Source organism: Pseudomonas sp. KCJK9016 (assembly GCF_046231795.1).
In the GTDB taxonomy this organism is placed as follows: domain Bacteria; phylum Pseudomonadota; class Gammaproteobacteria; order Pseudomonadales; family Pseudomonadaceae; genus Aquipseudomonas; species Aquipseudomonas bananamidigenes.
The window spans coordinates 48,726-66,010 of record NZ_JBJJMM010000008.1 but is presented as its reverse complement, the minus strand read 5'-3'; the positions used below and the strand labels follow the sequence as shown (position 1 = coordinate 66,010).

Sequence of the window (17,285 nt, the reverse complement as noted above, 5' to 3'; positions counted from 1 at the left end):
CAATTTCATCAGCACAAGGAATGCGCCATGCACCGCTATGCTCAAAAAATGCATCAACTGATCCGGAGTCTGCTGCTTTTGTCCCTGATAACCGTGACCGGCGCTCAGGCGGCGGAAAAGATCGACCTGATCATCGACACTGACCCGGGGGCCGATGATGTAGTTGCTCTGCTGTTTGCGCTGGCATCGCCCGAAGAACTGAATATTCGCGCGCTGACCACCGTGGCAGGCAATGTGCGTCTTGACAAGACCTCCCGCAATGCTCGGCTGGCCCGTGAGTGGGCGGGGCGAGAAGACGTACCGGTTTATGCTGGTGCGCCAAAACCGCTGATGCGCACGCCGATCTACGCCGAGAATATCCATGGCAAGGAAGGCCTGTCGGGTGTCGCCGTGCATGAGCCGAAAAAGGGACTGGCTGAAGGTAACGCGGTCAACTACCTGATCGATACGCTGAAAAAAGCCAGGCCCCACAGCATCACCATTGCCATGCTCGGCCCGCAAACCAATCTGGCGCTGGCACTGATTCAGGAGCCGGAGATCGTTCAGGGCATCAAGGAAGTGGTGATCATGGGCGGCGCCCACTTCAACGGCGGCAACATTACGCCGGTGGCCGAGTTCAACCTGTTTGCCGATCCGCAAGCGGCCGAGGTCGTGCTCAAGAGTGGAGTGAAACTGACCTACCTGCCGCTGGACGTCACTCACAAAGTGCTCACCAGCGACGCGCGCCTGAAGCAGATCGCGGCGCTGAACAACAATGCGAGCAAAATTGTCGGCGATATCCTCAATGAGTACATCAAGGGTGACATGGAGCATTACGGCATCCCGGGTGGCCCGTTGCATGACGCCACGGTCATCGCTTATCTGCTCAAACCGGAACTGTTCACCGGTCGTTCGGTGAACGTAGTGATCGACAGTCGCGAAGGTCCGACATTCGGGCAAACCATCGTCGACTGGTATGACGGCCTCAAGGCGCCCAAAAATGCCTTCTGGGTAGAAAACGGCGATGCCCAGGGCTTCTTCGATCTGTTGACCGAGCGTCTGAAACGTTTGAAATAAGTGTTACGCCCGCAGTTGCCAGCCTGCGGGCTCATTCATTCCCTGAGTCCGGCGTGCCTTTGAAGCCGTCCGGATATTTCTCGAACAGCTGGGCGATGAACGATTGCGCAGCTTGTGTCCCGAGCGCCTTGACCAGCAGATCGATGCTGATCAGTGCCAACTCCTCAGGGCTGCCCGGGCTGTACGAGCTGTGCCCTTGCGGCCAGTGAGCCTTGATATCGGCGGAGATGTTTACGGTCGTCATGAGGCGCTCGAAAGTTCGCTGGATCGAAGACTTGAGTTAACCACTTTGCCCAACGTTTGGCACTGCGACTTAGGCATGAACCCGGGGCTATGCGACACTTGGTCGTCTTTAAAAAAACAGGTGCCGAGCTGTGCAGATCAATTTGAACTCTCCCGATGGCCTGACGCTTGAGTCGGTGCGCCAGTTATTGGCTTCGGCCAGTGATGATGAGCACACTCAACTGCGGGTGACCAAGAACGGTATTGCCTATATTTCGAGCGGGATCACGGGCGGTCAGGAAATTGATGGGCTGGCATTTCGCCTGGAAACCTGGGCAAAGGGTTCGGGTTATGTGGGTAATGTCGCAGCGAGTGATGAGGTCTGGGTCATGCAGATTTTCAATGCCCTGAAGGACAATTGGCCGAACCCTCCGTTCGACTACATCGACATCTACTGATGTGTCGTTAATATTTGGTGACGATTGTATGAGCTTGTAGTGTGCGATCTTCAGGCAGACTCGGCGTTTTTTTGGGTAGTAGGCAGAGTGGTAGCACTCGATTTGAAACCAAATACCGGATTGGCGGTCGCACGATCTCAGCTTAACCATTTGAAAGAAGGAGGCTTCATGCCTTTGAAGTTCGCGTCTCTGGGTGCATTTATGGCCGTTGCCATGTTGGCCGGTTGCAGCACAACCTCCAGCGAGTCGGCAAAGGATCCTGTGGCGGCCGAAATCGGCCATGGCCGCTGTGAAGCAAAGGCGGCGGAATTTGCCATCGGTAAAAAAGCTTCGCCGGAACTGCTGGAGCAAGCCCGTGCAAAGTCCGGTTCGCAAAATGCCCGTTTTCTCAAGCCGACGGACATGATTACACTCGAGTACCGCTCCGATCGCTTGAATCTGAACACCGACAAAAATCTGGTAGTCGTCAGCACCAGCTGCGGTTGATCGACAGGCATAAAAAACCCCGTCACATGGACGGGGTTTTTTTAGTGCGCCGGGAAATTACTCTGGGCGAACTTGTGCAGCTTGCATACCCTTTTGGCCTTTCTCAGCCACGAAGGAAACGGTCTGGCCTTCTTTCAGGCTTTTGAAACCGTCGGATTCGATAGCTTTGAAGTGTACGAACAGGTCGTCACCGCCACCTTGAGGAGTGATGAAGCCGAAGCCTTTTTCATCGTTGAACCATTTAACGGTGCCGGTTTGGCGATTAGACATGGTGTATCTCCAAGAAACATATATTTTCAGTAGTGCTGTGCTGCTCAGGCCAACTGGGCACACCCGGGTATCATAGTCGAAATGTTCGCTTTGGTAGCCCCCCGGACGTGCTGTTTGCTTTCATATTGCAGACGCTTCGACAGTTTGAATGTCTGTAACCCCCGGTTTCAGAGGCTTTCAGCCAATCCGAAGGGGTGTAAAAAAAGCTATAAAACCTGCATAAAATATCGAATTCAGGGGCATTTCGGCTGATTCGCACCTGTCGAATGCCAGTAAATCCGCTCGTCAGGACTATTTCTGCACCCGGCAAACCGAGATTTCTTTCAGTGCGCGCTGACCCAGCTCACCGCTCGGCGGTGTGTTCTTGTCCATCAACTGTGCGATTTCCTGCGTGGTGAATTTCTTTTCCAGGACGTCCGCGCCACAGGTGCAGTGTTGTTTGGCCACCGTCGGGTTGACGCTTTGGCTCGCCGCTTTGGTGCAGTCGTTCATGTATTGCTCTTTGACGCCTTTCGGCCAGGCGGCCTGCGCGCTCAGAGGCAACAGCAGAACTAAAGGGATTGCTGCGGCGAATAGGGTGTTCAGACGCATGCGAGGATGCTCCTTGTGGGTCGATGTCTTTGTATCTGATGGCTGAGGGGCCGATCAAGTTCATCACTCTGGCACAAAACAGACGATTTGCCTGCCGATGTAACCAGTGTGCATGTATGACCGTTCATCTGTGCTAGCATGGCTGACTCGAGCGTTTGCAGGCTGTGGATCTTCAGTCCCGGCAGTGGCGGCGTACGAATACTCAGATTTGAATCCCAGTCACTCTGGTTCGGTTTTCCGGTTGGCCGCAAGGCTCCTGCCGCTGTAAGGCAGGCGTTCGTCATTGAATGGCCTGGATCGGATCTTGTACTGGCTCATCCCAACCCACGTGACCTTTGGTAGGGGTCACCACTAGGAGAGGAGGCGCCATGCCAACTATTACTCTTCCCGACGGCAGTCAACGTTCATTCGATCACCCGGTTTCCGTAGCCGAGGTCGCCGCATCCATTGGTGCAGGCCTGGCCAAGGCTACTCTGGCCGGCAAGGTGAACGGCAAGCTGGTCGACGCCAGCGACATCATCGACAGCGACGCAACGCTGCAAATCATCACGCCAAAGGATGAAGAGGGGCTGGAAATCATTCGCCACTCTTGCGCTCACCTGGTTGGCCATGCGGTCAAGCAGTTGTACCCGACGGCCAAAATGGTCATCGGTCCGGTCATTGATGAAGGCTTCTATTACGACATCGCCTTCGAACGTCCTTTCACTCCGGAAGACATGGCCGCCATCGAACAGCGCATGCAGCAGCTGATCGATACCGAATACGACGTCATCAAGAAAGTCACTCCGCGTGCCGAAGTGATCGAAGTGTTCAAGGCTCGCGGCGAAGACTACAAGCTGCGCTTGGTCGAGGACATGCCGAACGAGCAGGCCATGGGTCTGTACTATCACGAAGAGTACGTCGACATGTGCCGTGGCCCGCACGTGCCGAACACTCGTTTCCTGAAGTCCTTCAAGCTGACCAAGCTCTCCGGTGCCTACTGGCGCGGTGATGCCAAGAACGAGCAATTGCAGCGCGTTTACGGCACTGCGTGGGCCGACAAAAAGCAACTGGCGGCTTATATCCAGCGTATCGAAGAGGCTGAAAAGCGCGATCACCGCAAGATCGGCAAGCGCCTGGGCCTGTTCCACACTCAGGAAGAAGCCCCGGGCATGGTGTTCTGGCACCCGAATGGCTGGACTCTGTATCAGGTGCTTGAGCAATACATGCGCAAGGTGCAGCGTGACAACGGCTACCTCGAGATCAAGACGCCGCAAGTTGTTGATCGCAGCCTGTGGGAAAAGTCCGGACACTGGGCCAACTACGCCGACAACATGTTCACCACCGAGTCGGAAAGTCGCGACTACGCGATCAAGCCGATGAACTGCCCTTGCCACGTACAAGTGTTCAATCAGGGTCTGAAGAGCTACCGCGAACTGCCGATGCGTCTGGCCGAATTCGGTGCCTGCCATCGTAACGAGCCGTCGGGTGCACTGCACGGCATCATGCGTGTGCGTGCATTCACCCAGGATGACGCCCACATTTTCTGCACCGAAGAGCAGATGCAAGCCGAATCCGCCGCGTTCATCAAGCTGACCATGGATGTTTACCGCGACTTCGGCTTTACCGATGTCGAGATGAAGCTGTCCACTCGTCCGGAAAAGCGCGTCGGTTCCGACGAGCTGTGGGATCGCGCCGAAGCGGCCTTGGCCGCAGCCCTTGATAGCGCAGGCCTTCCTTACGATCTGCAGCCGGGCGAGGGCGCTTTCTATGGTCCGAAAATCGAATTCTCGCTGAAAGATTGCCTGGGTCGCGTGTGGCAATGTGGTACTTTGCAGCTCGATTTCAACCTGCCAGTGCGTCTTGGTGCCGAATACGTCTCCGAAGACAACAGCCGCAAGCATCCGGTCATGTTGCACCGTGCGATCCTCGGCTCGTTCGAGCGTTTCGTCGGGATTCTGATCGAGCACTATGAAGGTGCATTCCCTGCGTGGCTGGCGCCGACCCAGGCAGTGATCATGAATATCACTGATAAACAGGCAGATTTTGTCGCCCAGGTGGAAAAAACTCTCAACGAAAGCGGGTTTCGTGCCAAGTCTGACTTGAGAAATGAAAAGATCGGCTTTAAAATCCGCGAGCATACTTTGCTCAAGGTTCCATATCTCCTGGTTATTGGGGATAAGGAAGTCGAGATGCAGACTGTCGCTGTGCGTACTCGTGAAGGTGCTGACCTGGGCTCGATGCCCGTCGCCCAGTTCGCTGAGTTTCTCGCGCAAGCGGTTTCCCGGCGTGGTCGCCCAGATTCGGAGTAATTATTATTAAGCGTGAAATGAGACAGGATAAACGAACTGCACCGAAAGCCCCGATCAACGAGAATATCTCGGCACGCGAGGTTCGGTTAATTGGCGCTGACGGCGAGCAGATTGGCATCGTCTCGATTGATGAAGCGCTTCGTATCGCTGAAGAAGCAAAGCTTGATCTGGTAGAAATCTCTGCAGACGCAGTCCCACCGGTTTGCCGTGTGATGGACTACGGCAAATCGATCTTCGAAAAGAAGAAGCAGATTGCCGCGGCGAAGAAAAATCAGAAGCAGATTCAGGTAAAAGAAATCAAGTTTCGTCCAGGGACGGAGGAAGGGGATTACCAGGTAAAACTGCGCAACCTGGTACGTTTCCTGAGTGACGGGGACAGGGCCAAGGTATCCTTGCGATTCCGCGGCCGTGAGATGGCCCACCAGGAGCTGGGGATGGAACTCCTCAAGCGGGTTGAACAAGACCTGCTCGAGTACGGTTCGGTCGAACAGCATCCTAAGATGGAAGGACGCCAGCTGATCATGGTCATCGCCCCGAAAAAGAAGAAGTAATCAACAGGGCACGGCAGGCCTTCTGATTATGTTTATCAACTGAATGCGGAGTATCCGAACATGCCAAAGATGAAAACCAAAAGTGGTGCCGCCAAGCGGTTTCTGAAAACTGCTAACGGTATCAAGCACAAGCACGCTTTCAAGAGCCACATCCTGACCAAAATGTCGACCAAGCGTAAGCGTCAACTGCGCGGTAGCAGCTTGCTGCATCCGTCTGACGTGGCAAAAGTCGAGCGCATGCTGCGCCTTCGTTAATTTTTGGATCAAGAATAGAGGAAGTAACTCATGGCTCGTGTAAAGCGTGGCGTCATTGCCCGTAAACGTCACAAAAAAATTCTGAAACTTGCTAAAGGCTACTACGGCGCACGCTCCCGCGTATTCCGTGTTGCCAAGCAAGCGGTAATCAAGGCAGGCCAATACGCCTACCGTGACCGTCGTCAGAAAAAACGTCAGTTCCGCGCTCTGTGGATTGCTCGTATCAACGCTGGTGCTCGTATCAACGGTCTGTCCTACAGCCGTTTCATCGCTGGCCTGAAAAAAGCGTCCATCGAGATCGACCGTAAGGTTCTGGCTGATCTGGCAGTGAACGAAAAAGCGGCGTTTGCTGCGATTGTCGAGAAAGCTAAAGCCACCTTGGCTTAAGTACCCCCGACAGTCACCCGGCCTCATTTCTGTGGGGCCAGGTGTTAAACGTCATAAATAGGGGAAGAGCCTTCAAGCTCTTCCCCTATTTTGTATCTGGAGTCTGTACATGGAAAACCTGGATGCGCTGGTCTCTCAAGCACTAGAGGCTGTGCAAAGCGCTGAAGATATCAATGCCCTGGAGCAAATCCGGGTTCAATACCTTGGCAAAAAAGGTGAATTGACTCAGGTGATGAAGACCCTGGGGAATTTGCCGGCAGAGGAGCGTCCGCAAGTCGGCGCCCTGATCAACGTTGCCAAGGAGCGTGTAACAGGCGTTCTCAATGCGCGTATGGCTCTGTTTGAAGAAGCCGAACTGGCTGCCAAACTGTCTGCCGAATCCATTGACGTGACGTTGCCGGGCCGCGGTCAGACCTCCGGTGGTCTGCATCCGGTTACCCGGACTCTGGAACGAGTCGAGCAGTTCTTCACCCGAATCGGCTACGGTATTGCCGAAGGTCCTGAGGTCGAAGACGACTACCACAACTTCGAAGCACTCAACATCCCAGGCCATCACCCGGCCCGATCGATGCATGACACCTTCTATTTCAATGCCAACATGCTGTTGCGTACCCATACCTCGCCGGTACAGGTCCGCACCATGGAGTCGAAAAAGCCGCCGATCCGCATCGTCTGCCCAGGCCGCGTTTACCGTAGCGACTCCGATATCACCCATTCGCCGATGTTCCACCAGGTCGAAGGCCTGCTGGTTGATCGCGATATCAATTTTGCCGATTTGAAGGGCACGATCGAAGAATTTCTGCGGGTGTTCTTTGAAAAGGAACTGGCGGTACGCTTCCGTCCTTCGTATTTTCCGTTCACCGAGCCGTCCGCTGAAGTCGACATGGAATGCGTGATGTGCAGTGGTAAAGGCTGCCGCGTCTGCAAGCAGACAGGCTGGCTGGAAGTGATGGGCTGCGGCATGGTTCACCCGAACGTGCTGCGCATGTCCGGTATCGACCCGGAAGAGTTCTCGGGCTTCGCCTTTGGCATGGGCGTCGAACGTCTGGCCATGCTCCGTTACGGCGTGAACGACTTGCGTCTGTTCTTCGACAACGACTTGCGGTTCCTCGCGCAATTTCGCTAGTCGTAACGAATTCTTAGGAGAGCAGGATGAAATTCAGTGAACAATGGCTGCGTGGCTGGGTCAGCCCGCAGGTAGGTCGCGACGAGCTGGTTGCTCGTCTGTCGATGGCAGGTCTGGAGGTCGATAGCGTGACCCCGGCTGCCGGTGTATTCAGCGGCGTGGTGGTGGGCGAGGTGTTGAGCACCGAGCAGCACCCGGATGCCGACAAGCTGCGCGTATGCCAGGTCAGCAATGGCGTGGAAACCTTCCAGGTCGTGTGCGGTGCGCCAAACGTGCGTCCGGGCCTGAAGATTCCATTCGCCATGATCGGTGCCGAGCTGCCGGGCGACTTCAAGATCAAGAAGGCCAAGCTGCGTGGCATCGAGTCCAATGGCATGCTGTGCTCGCAAGCCGAATTGCAGGTCGGCGAAGGCAATGACGGTCTGATGGAACTGCCAGCCGATGCGCCGGTGGGCGAGGATTTCCGCGTTTATCTGGATCTGGAGGACGCCAGCATCGAGGTCGACCTGACCCCGAACCGTGGCGACTGCCTGTCCCTGGCTGGACTGGCGCGTGAAGTCGGCGCGCTTTATGACGTCCCGGTCACTCGCCCAGCAGTGATGACTGTTCCCGCAGTGCATGACGAAGTGCGTTCGGTAGAAGTCCTTGCTCCTGCCGCGTGCCCGCGTTATCTGGGCCGCGTCATTCGTAATGTTGATCTGTCGAAGCCGACGCCGCTGTGGATGGTTGAGCGCCTGCGTCGCGCCGAAGTCCGCAGCATCGACGCGGCCGTCGATATCACCAACTACGTGATGCTTGAGCTGGGCCAGCCGCTGCACGCTTTCGATCTCGCCGAAATCAACGGCGGTATTCGTGTGCGCATGGCGGAAGAGGGCGAGAAGCTCGTTCTGCTCGACGGTCAGGAAGTCAGCCTGCGTAGCGATACTTTGGTGATCGCCGATCACACTCGCGCTCTGGCCATTGCTGGCGTGATGGGTGGCGAGCACAGCGGCGTGTCCGCAACCACTCGTGACGTGTTCCTCGAAAGTGCGTTCTTCGATCAGATCGCTGTGGCGGGCAAGGCTCGCTCCTATGGTCTGCACACTGATGCCTCGCACCGCTACGAGCGTGGCGTGGACTGGCAACTGGCCCGGGAAGCCATGGAGCGCGCCACTGGCCTGCTGCTGGAAATCACCGGGGGCGAAGCCGGCCCAGTCATTGAAACCGTCAGCGAGCAGCACTTGCCGTCGATCGCACCGATCACGCTGCGCGCTCAGCGCATCACTCAAATGCTCGGCATGGAAATGGATTCGGCCGAAGTCGAGCGGCTGCTCAACGCTTTGGGGCTGAACGTTTCTGCCGACGGAGCAGGGCAGTGGCGCGTAGAAGTGCCAAGCCATCGCTTCGATATCAGCCTGGAAGTCGATCTGATCGAAGAACTGGCACGTCTGTATGGTTACAACCGCCTGCCGGTTCGTTACCCGCAAGCTCGTCTGGCACCGCAAGCCAAGGCCGAAGCGCGCAGCGATCTGCCGGAGCTGCGTCGTCTGCTGGTCGCTCGCGGTTATCAGGAAGCGATCACCTATAGCTTCATCGATCCAAAGCAATTCGAGCTGTTCAATCCTGGTGTAGAGCCCCTGCTGCTGGCAAACCCGATCTCCAATGACATGGCCGCCATGCGTTCGTCGCTGTGGCCGGGTCTGGTCAAGGTGCTGCAGCACAACCTCAACCGTCAGCAGGATCGTGTCCGTCTGTTCGAGAGCGGTCTGCGCTTCGTCGGTCAGCTGGAAGGTCTCAAGCAAGAGCCGATGCTGGCAGGTGTTGTCTGCGGTAGCCGTCTGCCGGAAGGCTGGGCGCAAGGTCGCGAAACCGTGGACTTCTTCGACGTGAAGGCGGATGTGGAAGCTGTTCTGGGCTTCGCCGGTGCGCTGGAGTCGTTCACTTTCGCTCCAGGCAAGCATCCGGCGCTGCATCCGGGTCAAACCGCGCGCATCGAGCGTGAAGGGCGTGAAGTCGGCTTTATCGGTGCAATTCATCCTGAACTGGCAAAATCCCTCGGTCTCGACCGTCCGGTCTTTGTTTTCGAGCTGGTTCTGGCGGAAGTGGCGGTGGGCAAAATGCCTGAATTCCACGAGTTGTCGCGCTTTCCTGAAGTACGTCGTGACCTTGCACTGATTGCCCACAAAGACGTTGCAGCCTCGGCTGTACTGGGTGTAATCCGTGAAAATGCAGGCGAATGGCTCACGGATCTCAGGCTGTTTGACGTGTATCAGGGTAAAGGCATTGATCCTGATAGAAAAAGCCTTGCAGTCGGCTTGACCTGGCAGCATCCATCGCGCACTCTTAATGACGATGAGGTGAATTCGACGACGCAAAATATCCTCACCTCGCTCGAACAAAGGTTGAACGCCACGTTAAGGAAGTGACGTATGGGGGCTTTGACGAAAGCTGAGATGGCGGAACGTCTGTATGAAGAGCTGGGCCTGAACAAGCGGGAAGCCAAGGAACTGGTCGAACTGTTTTTCGAGGAAATCAGGCACGCTCTTGAAGACAACGAGCAGGTCAAATTGTCGGGTTTCGGCAATTTCGACCTTCGGGACAAACGCCAGCGGCCTGGCCGCAACCCGAAAACGGGGGAAGAAATCCCGATCACGGCTCGCCGTGTGGTCACCTTTCGTCCAGGGCAGAAGTTGAAGGCCCGAGTTGAGGCTTATGCTGGAACCAAGTCATAACGACGAACTACCCGTCATCCCGGGCAAACGCTACTTCACCATTGGTGAAGTCAGCGAACTGTGTGCGGTAAAACCACACGTATTGCGCTACTGGGAGCAGGAGTTTCCTCAGCTCAACCCCGTCAAACGCCGCGGAAACCGCCGGTATTATCAGCGCCAGGACGTGCTGATGATCCGGCAGATCCGGGCGCTCCTTTACGATCAAGGGTTCACCATCGGTGGCGCACGTCTGCGGTTGTCCGGAGATGAAGCCAAAGATGACACAACCCAATACAAACAAATGATCCGTCAGATGATCGCCGAGCTCGAAGATGTTCTGGTGGTTCTCAAGAAATAATTTCCTGCTTTTAAATACTTCCAGTTTTCAAAAGCTTGCGATATATTCTTGAGCGTTCTTCGACATGGAGAACAGATTCAACGCCTAGTCGGGGCGTAGCGCAGTCCGGTAGCGCACTAGCATGGGGTGCTAGGGGTCGAGTGTTCGAATCACTCCGTCCCGACCATATAATTCAATGACTTAGCCCAACTTTAGCCAGTTGGGCTTTTTCATGCGCAGGGACTTTTACGGGGATCATCCCGGTTTCCTCTGGTTGATAATTGAAGTCAGCAGCTTAGACCAACAGGCGGCAAACTGCTGGCCCCCGATTGTGTTCGATACCGGCAAACTCGCCTTTTTTCAAAAGGTTAGGTTGACCATATGCGGACGATTGTCATCACTGTTGCAGTGATTTCCCTGGCCCTGGCCCTGGTCGCGCTGGACGCGCAAGCGAGAGAGCTGAGCAAGAGCCATCGTTTTGCTTGTACCTGGGGTTCGGACATCGCGGCTGGCGCGCAGCAATCGAAGCTGTCGGGGATTTCCCTTTATGGCGCCCGAAAGCGCCTACAGGTACGCAAGTTTCAACAGCCGTGGATGCGGATGACGGCGATGGGGATAACTGAGCAGACCTACAACAGCACTTCTCGGCTCAAGCCCTCCGCTGTCAAGCAAACCTACTATGAGCAATGCGTGAGACATGAACTGGCTCAGCGATAAGCACAGGCCCAACCTGATGAAGGTTGGGCTTTTTCATGCCTCGCGCAAATGTGGCGCTACTTGTCGCTTTCGCAATTGACCATCCACGCGACACCAAACTTGTCCACCAGCATGCCGAAGCGTGCGGCCCAGAAGGTGGCTTCCAGCGGCATGTCCACTCGCCCGTCTTTGGCCAGGGCGGTGAAGACCCTTTCGGCTTCGGCGATGGTGTCGACGTTCAGGGAAATCGAACAACCGCTCATGCCCTGGGTCGGGCGGTCAGGTGTGGTGTCTGAAGCCATGATCATCTGATCGCCGACCTTCAGGCAGGTATGAATGATCAGATTGTGATGTTCTTTCGGCACATGCTCTGCCGCGGGTGTTTCGCCGAAAGTCATCATCGCTTCGAGTTTGCCTTGCAGGCATTGTTCGTAAAACGTGAAGGCCGCACGGCAATCGCCGTTGAAGATCAGGTATGGGTTGATTTTCATGTTTGTGCTCCCGGGCAGGCTGTGAAACGTGGCGCGGCCGGGTGTGCCGAAGCCACGTGAAGGATTGACCTCATCCAGCAAAGCGTCAGATAGAAGAATTACCAGCGGATGCAGCAATATTTTTCTTCGGGATGACCGATGGTCTCTATCTTCAGGAGTCGCCCGGGCTGCTGGGCAGCGTTGCCCTTGCCACGTGCCCGTCAGGCCTGGTCTGCATCAAGGTGTCTATGGCCTTGCGATAGTTTTGCCCGCCCAGTGCCATGCTGTTGTTGTGTGTTCCGCCGGGAACAAGCAGCAGTTTTTTGGGCTGTCTGGCAGCGGCGAACAGTTGCTCGCTGAAACGCGATGGCACAAATGTATCGGCCAGGCCATGCACCACCAGCAACGGCATATGGATGTCGGCGATCTTGTCGATGGAATCGAACTTCTGCGACAGCAACCAGCGAACGGGAAGGGAGGTATCGGCTACGGCGGCGGCAACGTCGGCCAGTGATGTAAAGGTGGATTCAATGATCAGGCCACGGACGGGCAGGCGCATGTGGTTGCCGGCCGCATCCCGGCCCAGTTCGGCAGCCAGATCGATGGCGACCGCACCACCGAGGGAGTGCCCGTAGATCAGGCGCTTGTCCGGATCTGGCTGCAACAGCTGAAAGCGTTCCCAGGCCACCCGGGCGTCTTCATAGACGGTGCTTTCCGAAGGCAGGTCGCCTCGGCTTTGTCCAAAACCACGATAGTCGATGGCCAGCACCGAATACCCCGCTGCGCGCAATTGTTCGATGCGAAACAACTGCCCGGTCAGGTTCCAGCGCACGCCGTGCAGGTAGAGGATGGCTGGCGCATTGGCTCGCTCCGCAGGCCACCACCAGGCGTGAATGTTTTGCCCGGCCTTGAAGGTTTTGGGTTGCAGGTCGAGTTCCTGAACGGTATTGGGTAATCCGTGATACCAGCCCGCCGTACCCGGTTCGATGCGAAACAGCAGCTTGCGTTCGGTATGCTCCAGTACGGCGCAACTGGCTGGCAGGCCGATGATCAGGGCGGCCATGCACGCGAACGCCAGGCGGCGGCGTCGAAGCCGGGTCATGAAGGCGAGAAACATTAAACGGTTCACCAGAGCACGGACAAAGAAGCTTTTTACCAGAAGCGCCTATCCCCGCGTGACAATTTCGATCGTCGCCCGCCTGCAATCATTACAAAACGATGCTGTGGCTCAGGCCACGTTCAACACGATCTTGCCGATATGGTCACCCGCCTCCATGTGCGCGTGAGCCTGGGCCGCGTCGATAAGCGGGTAGACCTTGTCAATGATCGGCAGGCAACGCCCGGCCACCAGTACCGGCCAGACGTGTTCACGCAATTGCGCAGCAATGTCGGCTTTTTCCGAGCTTGTGCGAGCACGCAACAAAGAACCTGTGACCACGGCACGTTTACCGAGAATGGTCAGCAGATCGACATCGTTGGCACGGGCGCCGCCGAGAAAACCAAGCATGACCAGGCGTCCATCCATCGCCAGGGCCTTGAGGTTGGAGTTCAGATACGAGCCACCCATGATGTCGAGGATCACATTGACGCCCTGGCCGTTGGTTTGTTCGGCGATCACGGCCGCGAAATCCTGCTCGCGATAGTTGATCGGTTTACCGCCCAGTTCATGGATGGCTTCACATTTGTCGGGGCTGCCTGCCGTGGCGAAAGCTTCGATGCCAAACTCGTGGCACAGCATCAACGCGGTGGTGCCGATGCCGCTGGTGCCGCCGTGGATCAGGGCGTGCTGACCACGGTTGGCGCCGCCGAGGCCGAACAGGTTGGCCCACACGGTGAAAAAGGTTTCCGGAATTGCCGCTGCCTGAATCCAGTCCAGCCCGTCGGGGATCGGCAGGGCCTGGCCAGCCGGGACTGTGCAGTACTCGGCGTAACCTCCGCCATTGGTCAGCGCGCAGACCCGATCACCGATCGCGAATGTGCTGACACCGCTGCCAATCGCCACAACTTCGCCGGCCACTTCAAGGCCCGGAATCGGGTTCATGCCAGGCTTCATCGGGTACTTGCCGGCGCGTTGCAGGGCATCGGGGCGATTGATGCCGGCGGCGTGTACGCGGATCAGTATTTCACCTTGTGCGGCGACCGGCAGCGGGACGCGTCGTGGTTGCAGAACCTCGGGTCCGCCCGGTTCGGTGATTTCGATTCGGGTCATTTCAGTGGGCAACGTCATTTTCGAGTCCTCATAAAACAAATGATCAGTAGATGGGAGCGCAGTCAGGATCAAATGATTCCCGTCATTGGGCGCAGCAGCGTTGTTTGCCGCAGTAGGGCAGCAGTTTCATGGCGTGCTCAAGTATCAGCGCGATCACGATGGCACCGCCCGCAATCACGAAGAGCAATACATGCTGTCCGCCCGTGGCGTTGAACAGCGCCGAGTAGGCGAAGCCGGCCAGCGCCTGAAACGTGGCGAACGACACGGTGGCCCGGCTCCACGCCACCTGTTGGCGATGGTGATCCGGCACCAGCTCATGCACCCGGGCCAACGCCAGCGGAACGATGCCCGGCGGAAACGAGCCGAGGATCACTGCCAGCAGTGCCAGCGCCAGGAACGAATGCGAAATGGCCAGCAAGCCAAGGGTGATCGCCTGCACCACCAGCACCAGACGAATGCCGGTCCGCGCGCCGAGTTGATCGGCGAGAAAGCCATGACTCACCGGGCCGACGATGGCGCCCAGACCGTACATGATCCAGACCAGCGCGCCGACGTGCGCGCCGGCGCCCAGTCCACGGGCGACGTAATCCACCAGGAAAACCATGGCCGGCACCAGCCCGGCAGCCATGAACGCATACTGGGCAAACAGCAGATAAACAGCAGGCGGTGTCGGCTCGACCGGTTCCGCCTGAGTCGTTGTGGCGGTTGCATGGGGAAGTTCCGATGGCCAGCCGAACCAGCTCATAGCCGTCAGTGCCAGCGACAAGGTGCCCAGTCCCAGCCAGGTCGCTTGCAGGCCCAGGTTCAACAGCAACGGAACAAGCGTGCCCGAGCCGGCAATGCCCAGTCCGATGCCGAGGAAAATCGCTCCGCTGGCCAGGCCTTTGCGCGCGGCCGGTACATGAGGCAATACGGTCGCGGCCACCAGCACCATGATGGCCCCACCTGCGATTCCGGACAGCAGGCGCCAGCCGAAATACCAGCTCACCGATACGGGGTAAGCACAAGCAAAAAACGCCACGGTTACCGCCAGCATCATCAGACGCAGAGCGTTTCTCTGAGTCACCCGTCGTGCAAGCGGACGGCCCAGAAGGGCGCCGATCAGGTAACCGACCAGGTTGGCCGCGCCGAGATAAACGACATCATGGGTGGAAAACCACTGTGCCTGAATCAGCGCGGGGATCAGCGGCGTGTAGGCAAAACGCGCCAGACCGATGCTGACCAGGCTGGCGCAGAGTCCGGCGAAGATCGCCAGCCAGACGCTCGTGTCCGGACGCTCGAGCGAAGCAGTTGAAGTACGCATGACGGCAATCCTGTGAAAGGTTTATGGCGTCCAGCATATCGGCTATCGTTGCTGCTGAAATGCAGCGAGTTTGCGTGATCATGATGCGTTTATGCATCAGTGGGGAACGGTATGAACTGGGATGATGCACGGGTGTTTCTTGCGGTCTGCCGCGAGTCGACATTGCGCGGCGCCGCGCGCGTGCTGGGCGTGGACCAGGCGACGGTCGGGCGACGTATCACGGCACTGGAAAAGTCGCTGGGGGCAACCTTGTTCCTGCGTACCTCCGAGGGTTATGCGCTGACGGCAGTCGGCGAAGCCGCGCTCCGCTCGGTGGAAAAAATGGAGCATTCGGCGCTGGAGCTGGAACGGCGTATCCAGGGCCTGGACGATCGCCTGACCGGCAGTGTGCGGGTCAGCACCACGGATTCGCTGGCCATCGATTTCCTGATCCCGGCTATCGCGCGGTTGCACGAACAGCATCCGGATGTGCGTGTGCATCTGGACGCCTCCACGCAGATCCTCAGTCTGGCCAAACGCGAAGCGGACATCGCCGTGCGCAACACCCGTCCGGACAACCCGAACCTGATCGCACGGCGCATCGCGCGTTGGCCGGTGGGGTTGTTTGCCTCACAGACTTATGTCGACAGCCACGGGGTGCCGACGCCGGGCAGTGCCTTCGAGGGCCACGATCTGGTGGTATATCAGCCGTATCTGCAAGGCAGGCAGGACCTGACACTGGTCTGCGAACCCGTGACTCGCGGGCGTATCGTCGCCGGTCTGAGCTCCAGCCTGCTGATAAGACGATCGATTGCCGCCGGGCTGGGTATCGGAGAAATCCCGGTCTACATGGGCGAACGTGATGGTCTGGTCAGGCTATGGCCGGAGCGCACACGTCCGTTGCCCTATGAAGTGTGGTTGGTGACCCATGCGGACTTGCGCCATACCGCGCGGGTCAGGGCGGTGATCGAGCAGATTGTCGAGGCGTTTGCGCTGGAGAATGAATAGTCCATGAGTGCCGTGCAGGCCTTATCGAGACAAGAATCGATTCCGGCGCCGGCAGTGCTGCCGACTTTTCCGCAGAATGAAAAACGGCCTTCGACGAAGGCCGTTTTTTCGAACGATGAAATCTATCGACTCATGGCATTTCCGGCAGCTCTTGCGGACGCAAGTCGAACATCAGAACTTCGGCATCCTGGCCATTGCTCAGGGTCAGCGCCTGTTCTTCTCGAACCCGGACACCGTCGCCTTCTTTCAATGACACCCCGTTCAGTTCAACGCTGCCGCGAGCCACGTGCACATAGGCATAGCGGTTTGCAGGCAGTTCGAGCGTGGCGCTTTCCCGGCCATCGAACAGACCGGCGTACACGCGTGCATCCTGACGCACCTTGAGCGAACCGTTGCTGCCCTCGGGCGAGATGATCAGTTGCAGGCGACCGCGTTTTTTCTGTTCGCTGAAGTGTTCCTGTTGATAGCGTGGTTTGGCTCCGCTGACGTCCGGTACGATCCAGATCTGCAGGAAGTGCACAGGTCTGGTCTGCGAGTGGTTGAACTCGCTGTGCGCCACGCCACTGCCGGCGCTCATCAGTTGCACATCGCCTGGCCGGATCACCGAGCCGGTGCCGAGCGTGTCCTTGTGTTCCAGCGCACCCTCGAGCACGTAGGAGAAAATCTCCATGTCGCGGTGTGGGTGCTGGCCGAAGCCTTTACCGGCGGCGACGCGGTCATCGTTGATCACCAGCAGGTCGGAAAAGCCTTGTTCACGCGGATCCCGGTAACTGGCGAAAGAAAAGGTGTGGAATGACTTCAACCAGCCATGATTGGCCAGACCACGGTCGGAGGCTTTGCGAAGGGTCAGCATGATGAAATCTCCTTTCAGGACGTTGATTCGTCCAAGTGAGGAGAAGG

General features: G+C 57.3%; 21 protein-coding genes and 1 tRNA gene. 14 read left to right on the top strand and 8 right to left on the bottom strand.

The features are described 5' to 3' along the window. The first annotated feature begins 27 nt into the window (after positions 1–27). Complete coding sequence (locus ACK6BI_RS09900; RefSeq protein WP_409316938.1) at positions 28–1,056, top strand: nucleoside hydrolase; 1,029 nt, start codon at positions 28–30, stop codon at positions 1,054–1,056. Between the two features lie 31 nt (positions 1,057–1,087). Here the strand turns inward: ACK6BI_RS09900 and ACK6BI_RS09895 are convergent, their stop codons facing one another. Next, positions 1,088–1,300 carry a hypothetical protein gene (locus ACK6BI_RS09895; RefSeq protein ID WP_409316937.1) on the bottom strand — a complete coding sequence of 71 codons (213 nt, stop codon included), beginning with the start codon at positions 1,298–1,300 and terminating at the stop codon, positions 1,088–1,090. Between the two features lie 130 nt (positions 1,301–1,430). Between ACK6BI_RS09895 and ACK6BI_RS09890 the strand changes: the two genes are divergently transcribed. Continuing rightward, positions 1,431–1,736, top strand: a complete 306-nt coding sequence (locus ACK6BI_RS09890) for a hypothetical protein (protein ID WP_409316936.1) — start codon at positions 1,431–1,433, stop codon at positions 1,734–1,736. Between the two features lie 168 nt (positions 1,737–1,904). After that, positions 1,905–2,222, top strand: coding sequence for an I78 family peptidase inhibitor (locus ACK6BI_RS09885; protein ID WP_409317029.1), 318 nt, complete (start codon positions 1,905–1,907; stop codon positions 2,220–2,222). Between the two features lie 57 nt (positions 2,223–2,279). Here ACK6BI_RS09885 and ACK6BI_RS09880 read toward each other — a convergent pair whose 3' ends face one another. Further along, the gene (locus ACK6BI_RS09880) at positions 2,280–2,492 is read right to left on the bottom strand and encodes a cold-shock protein (protein WP_003179963.1); all 213 of its coding nucleotides are present in this window, start codon (positions 2,490–2,492) and stop codon (positions 2,280–2,282) included. Positions 2,493–2,783: 291 nt separating this feature from the next. After that, entirely contained in the window at positions 2,784–3,083 is a 300-nt protein-coding gene (locus tag ACK6BI_RS09875; RefSeq protein ID WP_409316935.1) for a hypothetical protein, read from the bottom strand. Positions 3,084–3,451: 368 nt separating this feature from the next. Between ACK6BI_RS09875 and thrS the strand changes: the two genes are divergently transcribed. The 10 genes from thrS to ACK6BI_RS09825 all read left to right on the top strand — a co-directional run bounded on the left by thrS (position 3,452) and on the right by ACK6BI_RS09825 (position 11,437). Continuing rightward, positions 3,452–5,374, top strand: coding sequence for a threonine--tRNA ligase (thrS, locus tag ACK6BI_RS09870; RefSeq protein WP_065261420.1), 1,923 nt, complete (start codon positions 3,452–3,454; stop codon positions 5,372–5,374). Beyond that, on the top strand, positions 5,374–5,925 hold the full coding sequence (infC, locus tag ACK6BI_RS09865; protein WP_170929631.1) for a translation initiation factor IF-3: 552 nt from the start codon (positions 5,374–5,376) through the stop codon (positions 5,923–5,925). The genes thrS and infC overlap by 1 nt, the downstream gene beginning before the upstream one ends. A gap of 60 nt (positions 5,926–5,985) precedes the next feature. After that, the gene (rpmI, locus tag ACK6BI_RS09860; RefSeq protein WP_002553160.1) at positions 5,986–6,180 is read left to right on the top strand and encodes a 50S ribosomal protein L35; all 195 of its coding nucleotides are present in this window, start codon (positions 5,986–5,988) and stop codon (positions 6,178–6,180) included. Positions 6,181–6,210: 30 nt separating this feature from the next. Continuing rightward, complete coding sequence (gene rplT / locus ACK6BI_RS09855; protein WP_007905879.1) at positions 6,211–6,567, top strand: 50S ribosomal protein L20; 357 nt, start codon at positions 6,211–6,213, stop codon at positions 6,565–6,567. Between the two features lie 109 nt (positions 6,568–6,676). Continuing rightward, positions 6,677–7,693 carry a phenylalanine--tRNA ligase subunit alpha gene (gene pheS, locus ACK6BI_RS09850; RefSeq protein WP_065261418.1) on the top strand — a complete coding sequence of 339 codons (1,017 nt, stop codon included), beginning with the start codon at positions 6,677–6,679 and terminating at the stop codon, positions 7,691–7,693. A gap of 26 nt (positions 7,694–7,719) precedes the next feature. Beyond that, entirely contained in the window at positions 7,720–10,098 is a 2,379-nt protein-coding gene (gene pheT, locus ACK6BI_RS09845) for a phenylalanine--tRNA ligase subunit beta (RefSeq protein ID WP_409316934.1), read from the top strand. A 3-nt stretch (positions 10,099–10,101) separates the two neighbouring features. Beyond that, positions 10,102–10,404, top strand: coding sequence for an integration host factor subunit alpha (gene ihfA, locus ACK6BI_RS09840; RefSeq protein WP_002553164.1), 303 nt, complete (start codon positions 10,102–10,104; stop codon positions 10,402–10,404). Continuing rightward, the gene (locus ACK6BI_RS09835; protein WP_003179985.1) at positions 10,385–10,741 is read left to right on the top strand and encodes a MerR family transcriptional regulator; all 357 of its coding nucleotides are present in this window, start codon (positions 10,385–10,387) and stop codon (positions 10,739–10,741) included. The genes ihfA and ACK6BI_RS09835 overlap by 20 nt, the downstream gene beginning before the upstream one ends. A gap of 89 nt (positions 10,742–10,830) precedes the next feature. Continuing rightward, positions 10,831–10,907: transfer RNA gene (locus tag ACK6BI_RS09830), tRNA-Pro, on the top strand. A gap of 194 nt (positions 10,908–11,101) precedes the next feature. Further along, positions 11,102–11,437, top strand: a complete 336-nt coding sequence (locus tag ACK6BI_RS09825; protein ID WP_409316933.1) for a hypothetical protein — start codon at positions 11,102–11,104, stop codon at positions 11,435–11,437. Between the two features lie 56 nt (positions 11,438–11,493). Here ACK6BI_RS09825 and ACK6BI_RS09820 read toward each other — a convergent pair whose 3' ends face one another. From ACK6BI_RS09820 to ACK6BI_RS09805, 4 genes are all read right to left on the bottom strand, one after another. Then, positions 11,494–11,907, bottom strand: coding sequence for a VOC family protein (locus ACK6BI_RS09820; protein ID WP_409316932.1), 414 nt, complete (start codon positions 11,905–11,907; stop codon positions 11,494–11,496). A 151-nt stretch (positions 11,908–12,058) separates the two neighbouring features. Beyond that, positions 12,059–13,003: an alpha/beta hydrolase gene (locus tag ACK6BI_RS09815; protein ID WP_409316931.1), complete on the bottom strand. Its 945-nt coding sequence runs from the start codon at positions 13,001–13,003 to the stop codon at positions 12,059–12,061. Positions 13,004–13,114: 111 nt separating this feature from the next. After that, the gene (locus tag ACK6BI_RS09810) at positions 13,115–14,113 is read right to left on the bottom strand and encodes an NAD(P)H-quinone oxidoreductase (RefSeq protein WP_409316930.1); all 999 of its coding nucleotides are present in this window, start codon (positions 14,111–14,113) and stop codon (positions 13,115–13,117) included. A gap of 64 nt (positions 14,114–14,177) precedes the next feature. Beyond that, positions 14,178–15,398 (bottom strand): YbfB/YjiJ family MFS transporter, encoded by a 1,221-nt coding sequence (locus ACK6BI_RS09805; RefSeq protein ID WP_409316929.1) that lies wholly within the window; start codon positions 15,396–15,398, stop codon positions 14,178–14,180. Positions 15,399–15,509: 111 nt separating this feature from the next. Between ACK6BI_RS09805 and ACK6BI_RS09800 the strand changes: the two genes are divergently transcribed. Next, positions 15,510–16,385, top strand: coding sequence for a LysR family transcriptional regulator (locus ACK6BI_RS09800; protein ID WP_409316928.1), 876 nt, complete (start codon positions 15,510–15,512; stop codon positions 16,383–16,385). Between the two features lie 130 nt (positions 16,386–16,515). Here the strand turns inward: ACK6BI_RS09800 and ACK6BI_RS09795 are convergent, their stop codons facing one another. Further along, positions 16,516–17,238: a pirin family protein gene (locus tag ACK6BI_RS09795; protein ID WP_409316927.1), complete on the bottom strand. Its 723-nt coding sequence runs from the start codon at positions 17,236–17,238 to the stop codon at positions 16,516–16,518. Between the last annotated feature and the right edge of the window lie 47 nt (positions 17,239–17,285).

Coding starts and splice junctions, on each gene's coding strand:
- ACK6BI_RS09875 (WP_409316935.1), bottom strand. CDS start 3,083: ATGCGTCTGAACACCCTATTCGCCGCAGCAATCCCTTTAGTTCTGCTG.
- ACK6BI_RS09795 (WP_409316927.1), bottom strand. CDS start 17,238: ATGCTGACCCTTCGCAAAGCCTCCGACCGTGGTCTGGCCAATCATGGC.
- ACK6BI_RS09825 (WP_409316933.1), top strand. CDS start 11,102: ATGCGGACGATTGTCATCACTGTTGCAGTGATTTCCCTGGCCCTGGCC.
- pheT (WP_409316934.1), top strand. CDS start 7,720: ATGAAATTCAGTGAACAATGGCTGCGTGGCTGGGTCAGCCCGCAGGTA.
- ACK6BI_RS09805 (WP_409316929.1), bottom strand. CDS start 15,398: ATGCGTACTTCAACTGCTTCGCTCGAGCGTCCGGACACGAGCGTCTGG.
- ACK6BI_RS09815 (WP_409316931.1), bottom strand. CDS start 13,003: ATGTTTCTCGCCTTCATGACCCGGCTTCGACGCCGCCGCCTGGCGTTC.
- rpmI (WP_002553160.1), top strand. CDS start 5,986: ATGCCAAAGATGAAAACCAAAAGTGGTGCCGCCAAGCGGTTTCTGAAA.
- ACK6BI_RS09900 (WP_409316938.1), top strand. CDS start 28: ATGCACCGCTATGCTCAAAAAATGCATCAACTGATCCGGAGTCTGCTG.
- ACK6BI_RS09800 (WP_409316928.1), top strand. CDS start 15,510: ATGAACTGGGATGATGCACGGGTGTTTCTTGCGGTCTGCCGCGAGTCG.
- pheS (WP_065261418.1), top strand. CDS start 6,677: ATGGAAAACCTGGATGCGCTGGTCTCTCAAGCACTAGAGGCTGTGCAA.
- ACK6BI_RS09885 (WP_409317029.1), top strand. CDS start 1,905: ATGCCTTTGAAGTTCGCGTCTCTGGGTGCATTTATGGCCGTTGCCATG.
- ACK6BI_RS09810 (WP_409316930.1), bottom strand. CDS start 14,113: ATGACGTTGCCCACTGAAATGACCCGAATCGAAATCACCGAACCGGGC.
- ACK6BI_RS09880 (WP_003179963.1), bottom strand. CDS start 2,492: ATGTCTAATCGCCAAACCGGCACCGTTAAATGGTTCAACGATGAAAAA.
- ACK6BI_RS09895 (WP_409316937.1), bottom strand. CDS start 1,300: ATGACGACCGTAAACATCTCCGCCGATATCAAGGCTCACTGGCCGCAA.
- ihfA (WP_002553164.1), top strand. CDS start 10,102: ATGGGGGCTTTGACGAAAGCTGAGATGGCGGAACGTCTGTATGAAGAG.
- thrS (WP_065261420.1), top strand. CDS start 3,452: ATGCCAACTATTACTCTTCCCGACGGCAGTCAACGTTCATTCGATCAC.
- ACK6BI_RS09820 (WP_409316932.1), bottom strand. CDS start 11,907: ATGAAAATCAACCCATACCTGATCTTCAACGGCGATTGCCGTGCGGCC.
- ACK6BI_RS09835 (WP_003179985.1), top strand. CDS start 10,385: ATGCTGGAACCAAGTCATAACGACGAACTACCCGTCATCCCGGGCAAA.
- rplT (WP_007905879.1), top strand. CDS start 6,211: ATGGCTCGTGTAAAGCGTGGCGTCATTGCCCGTAAACGTCACAAAAAA.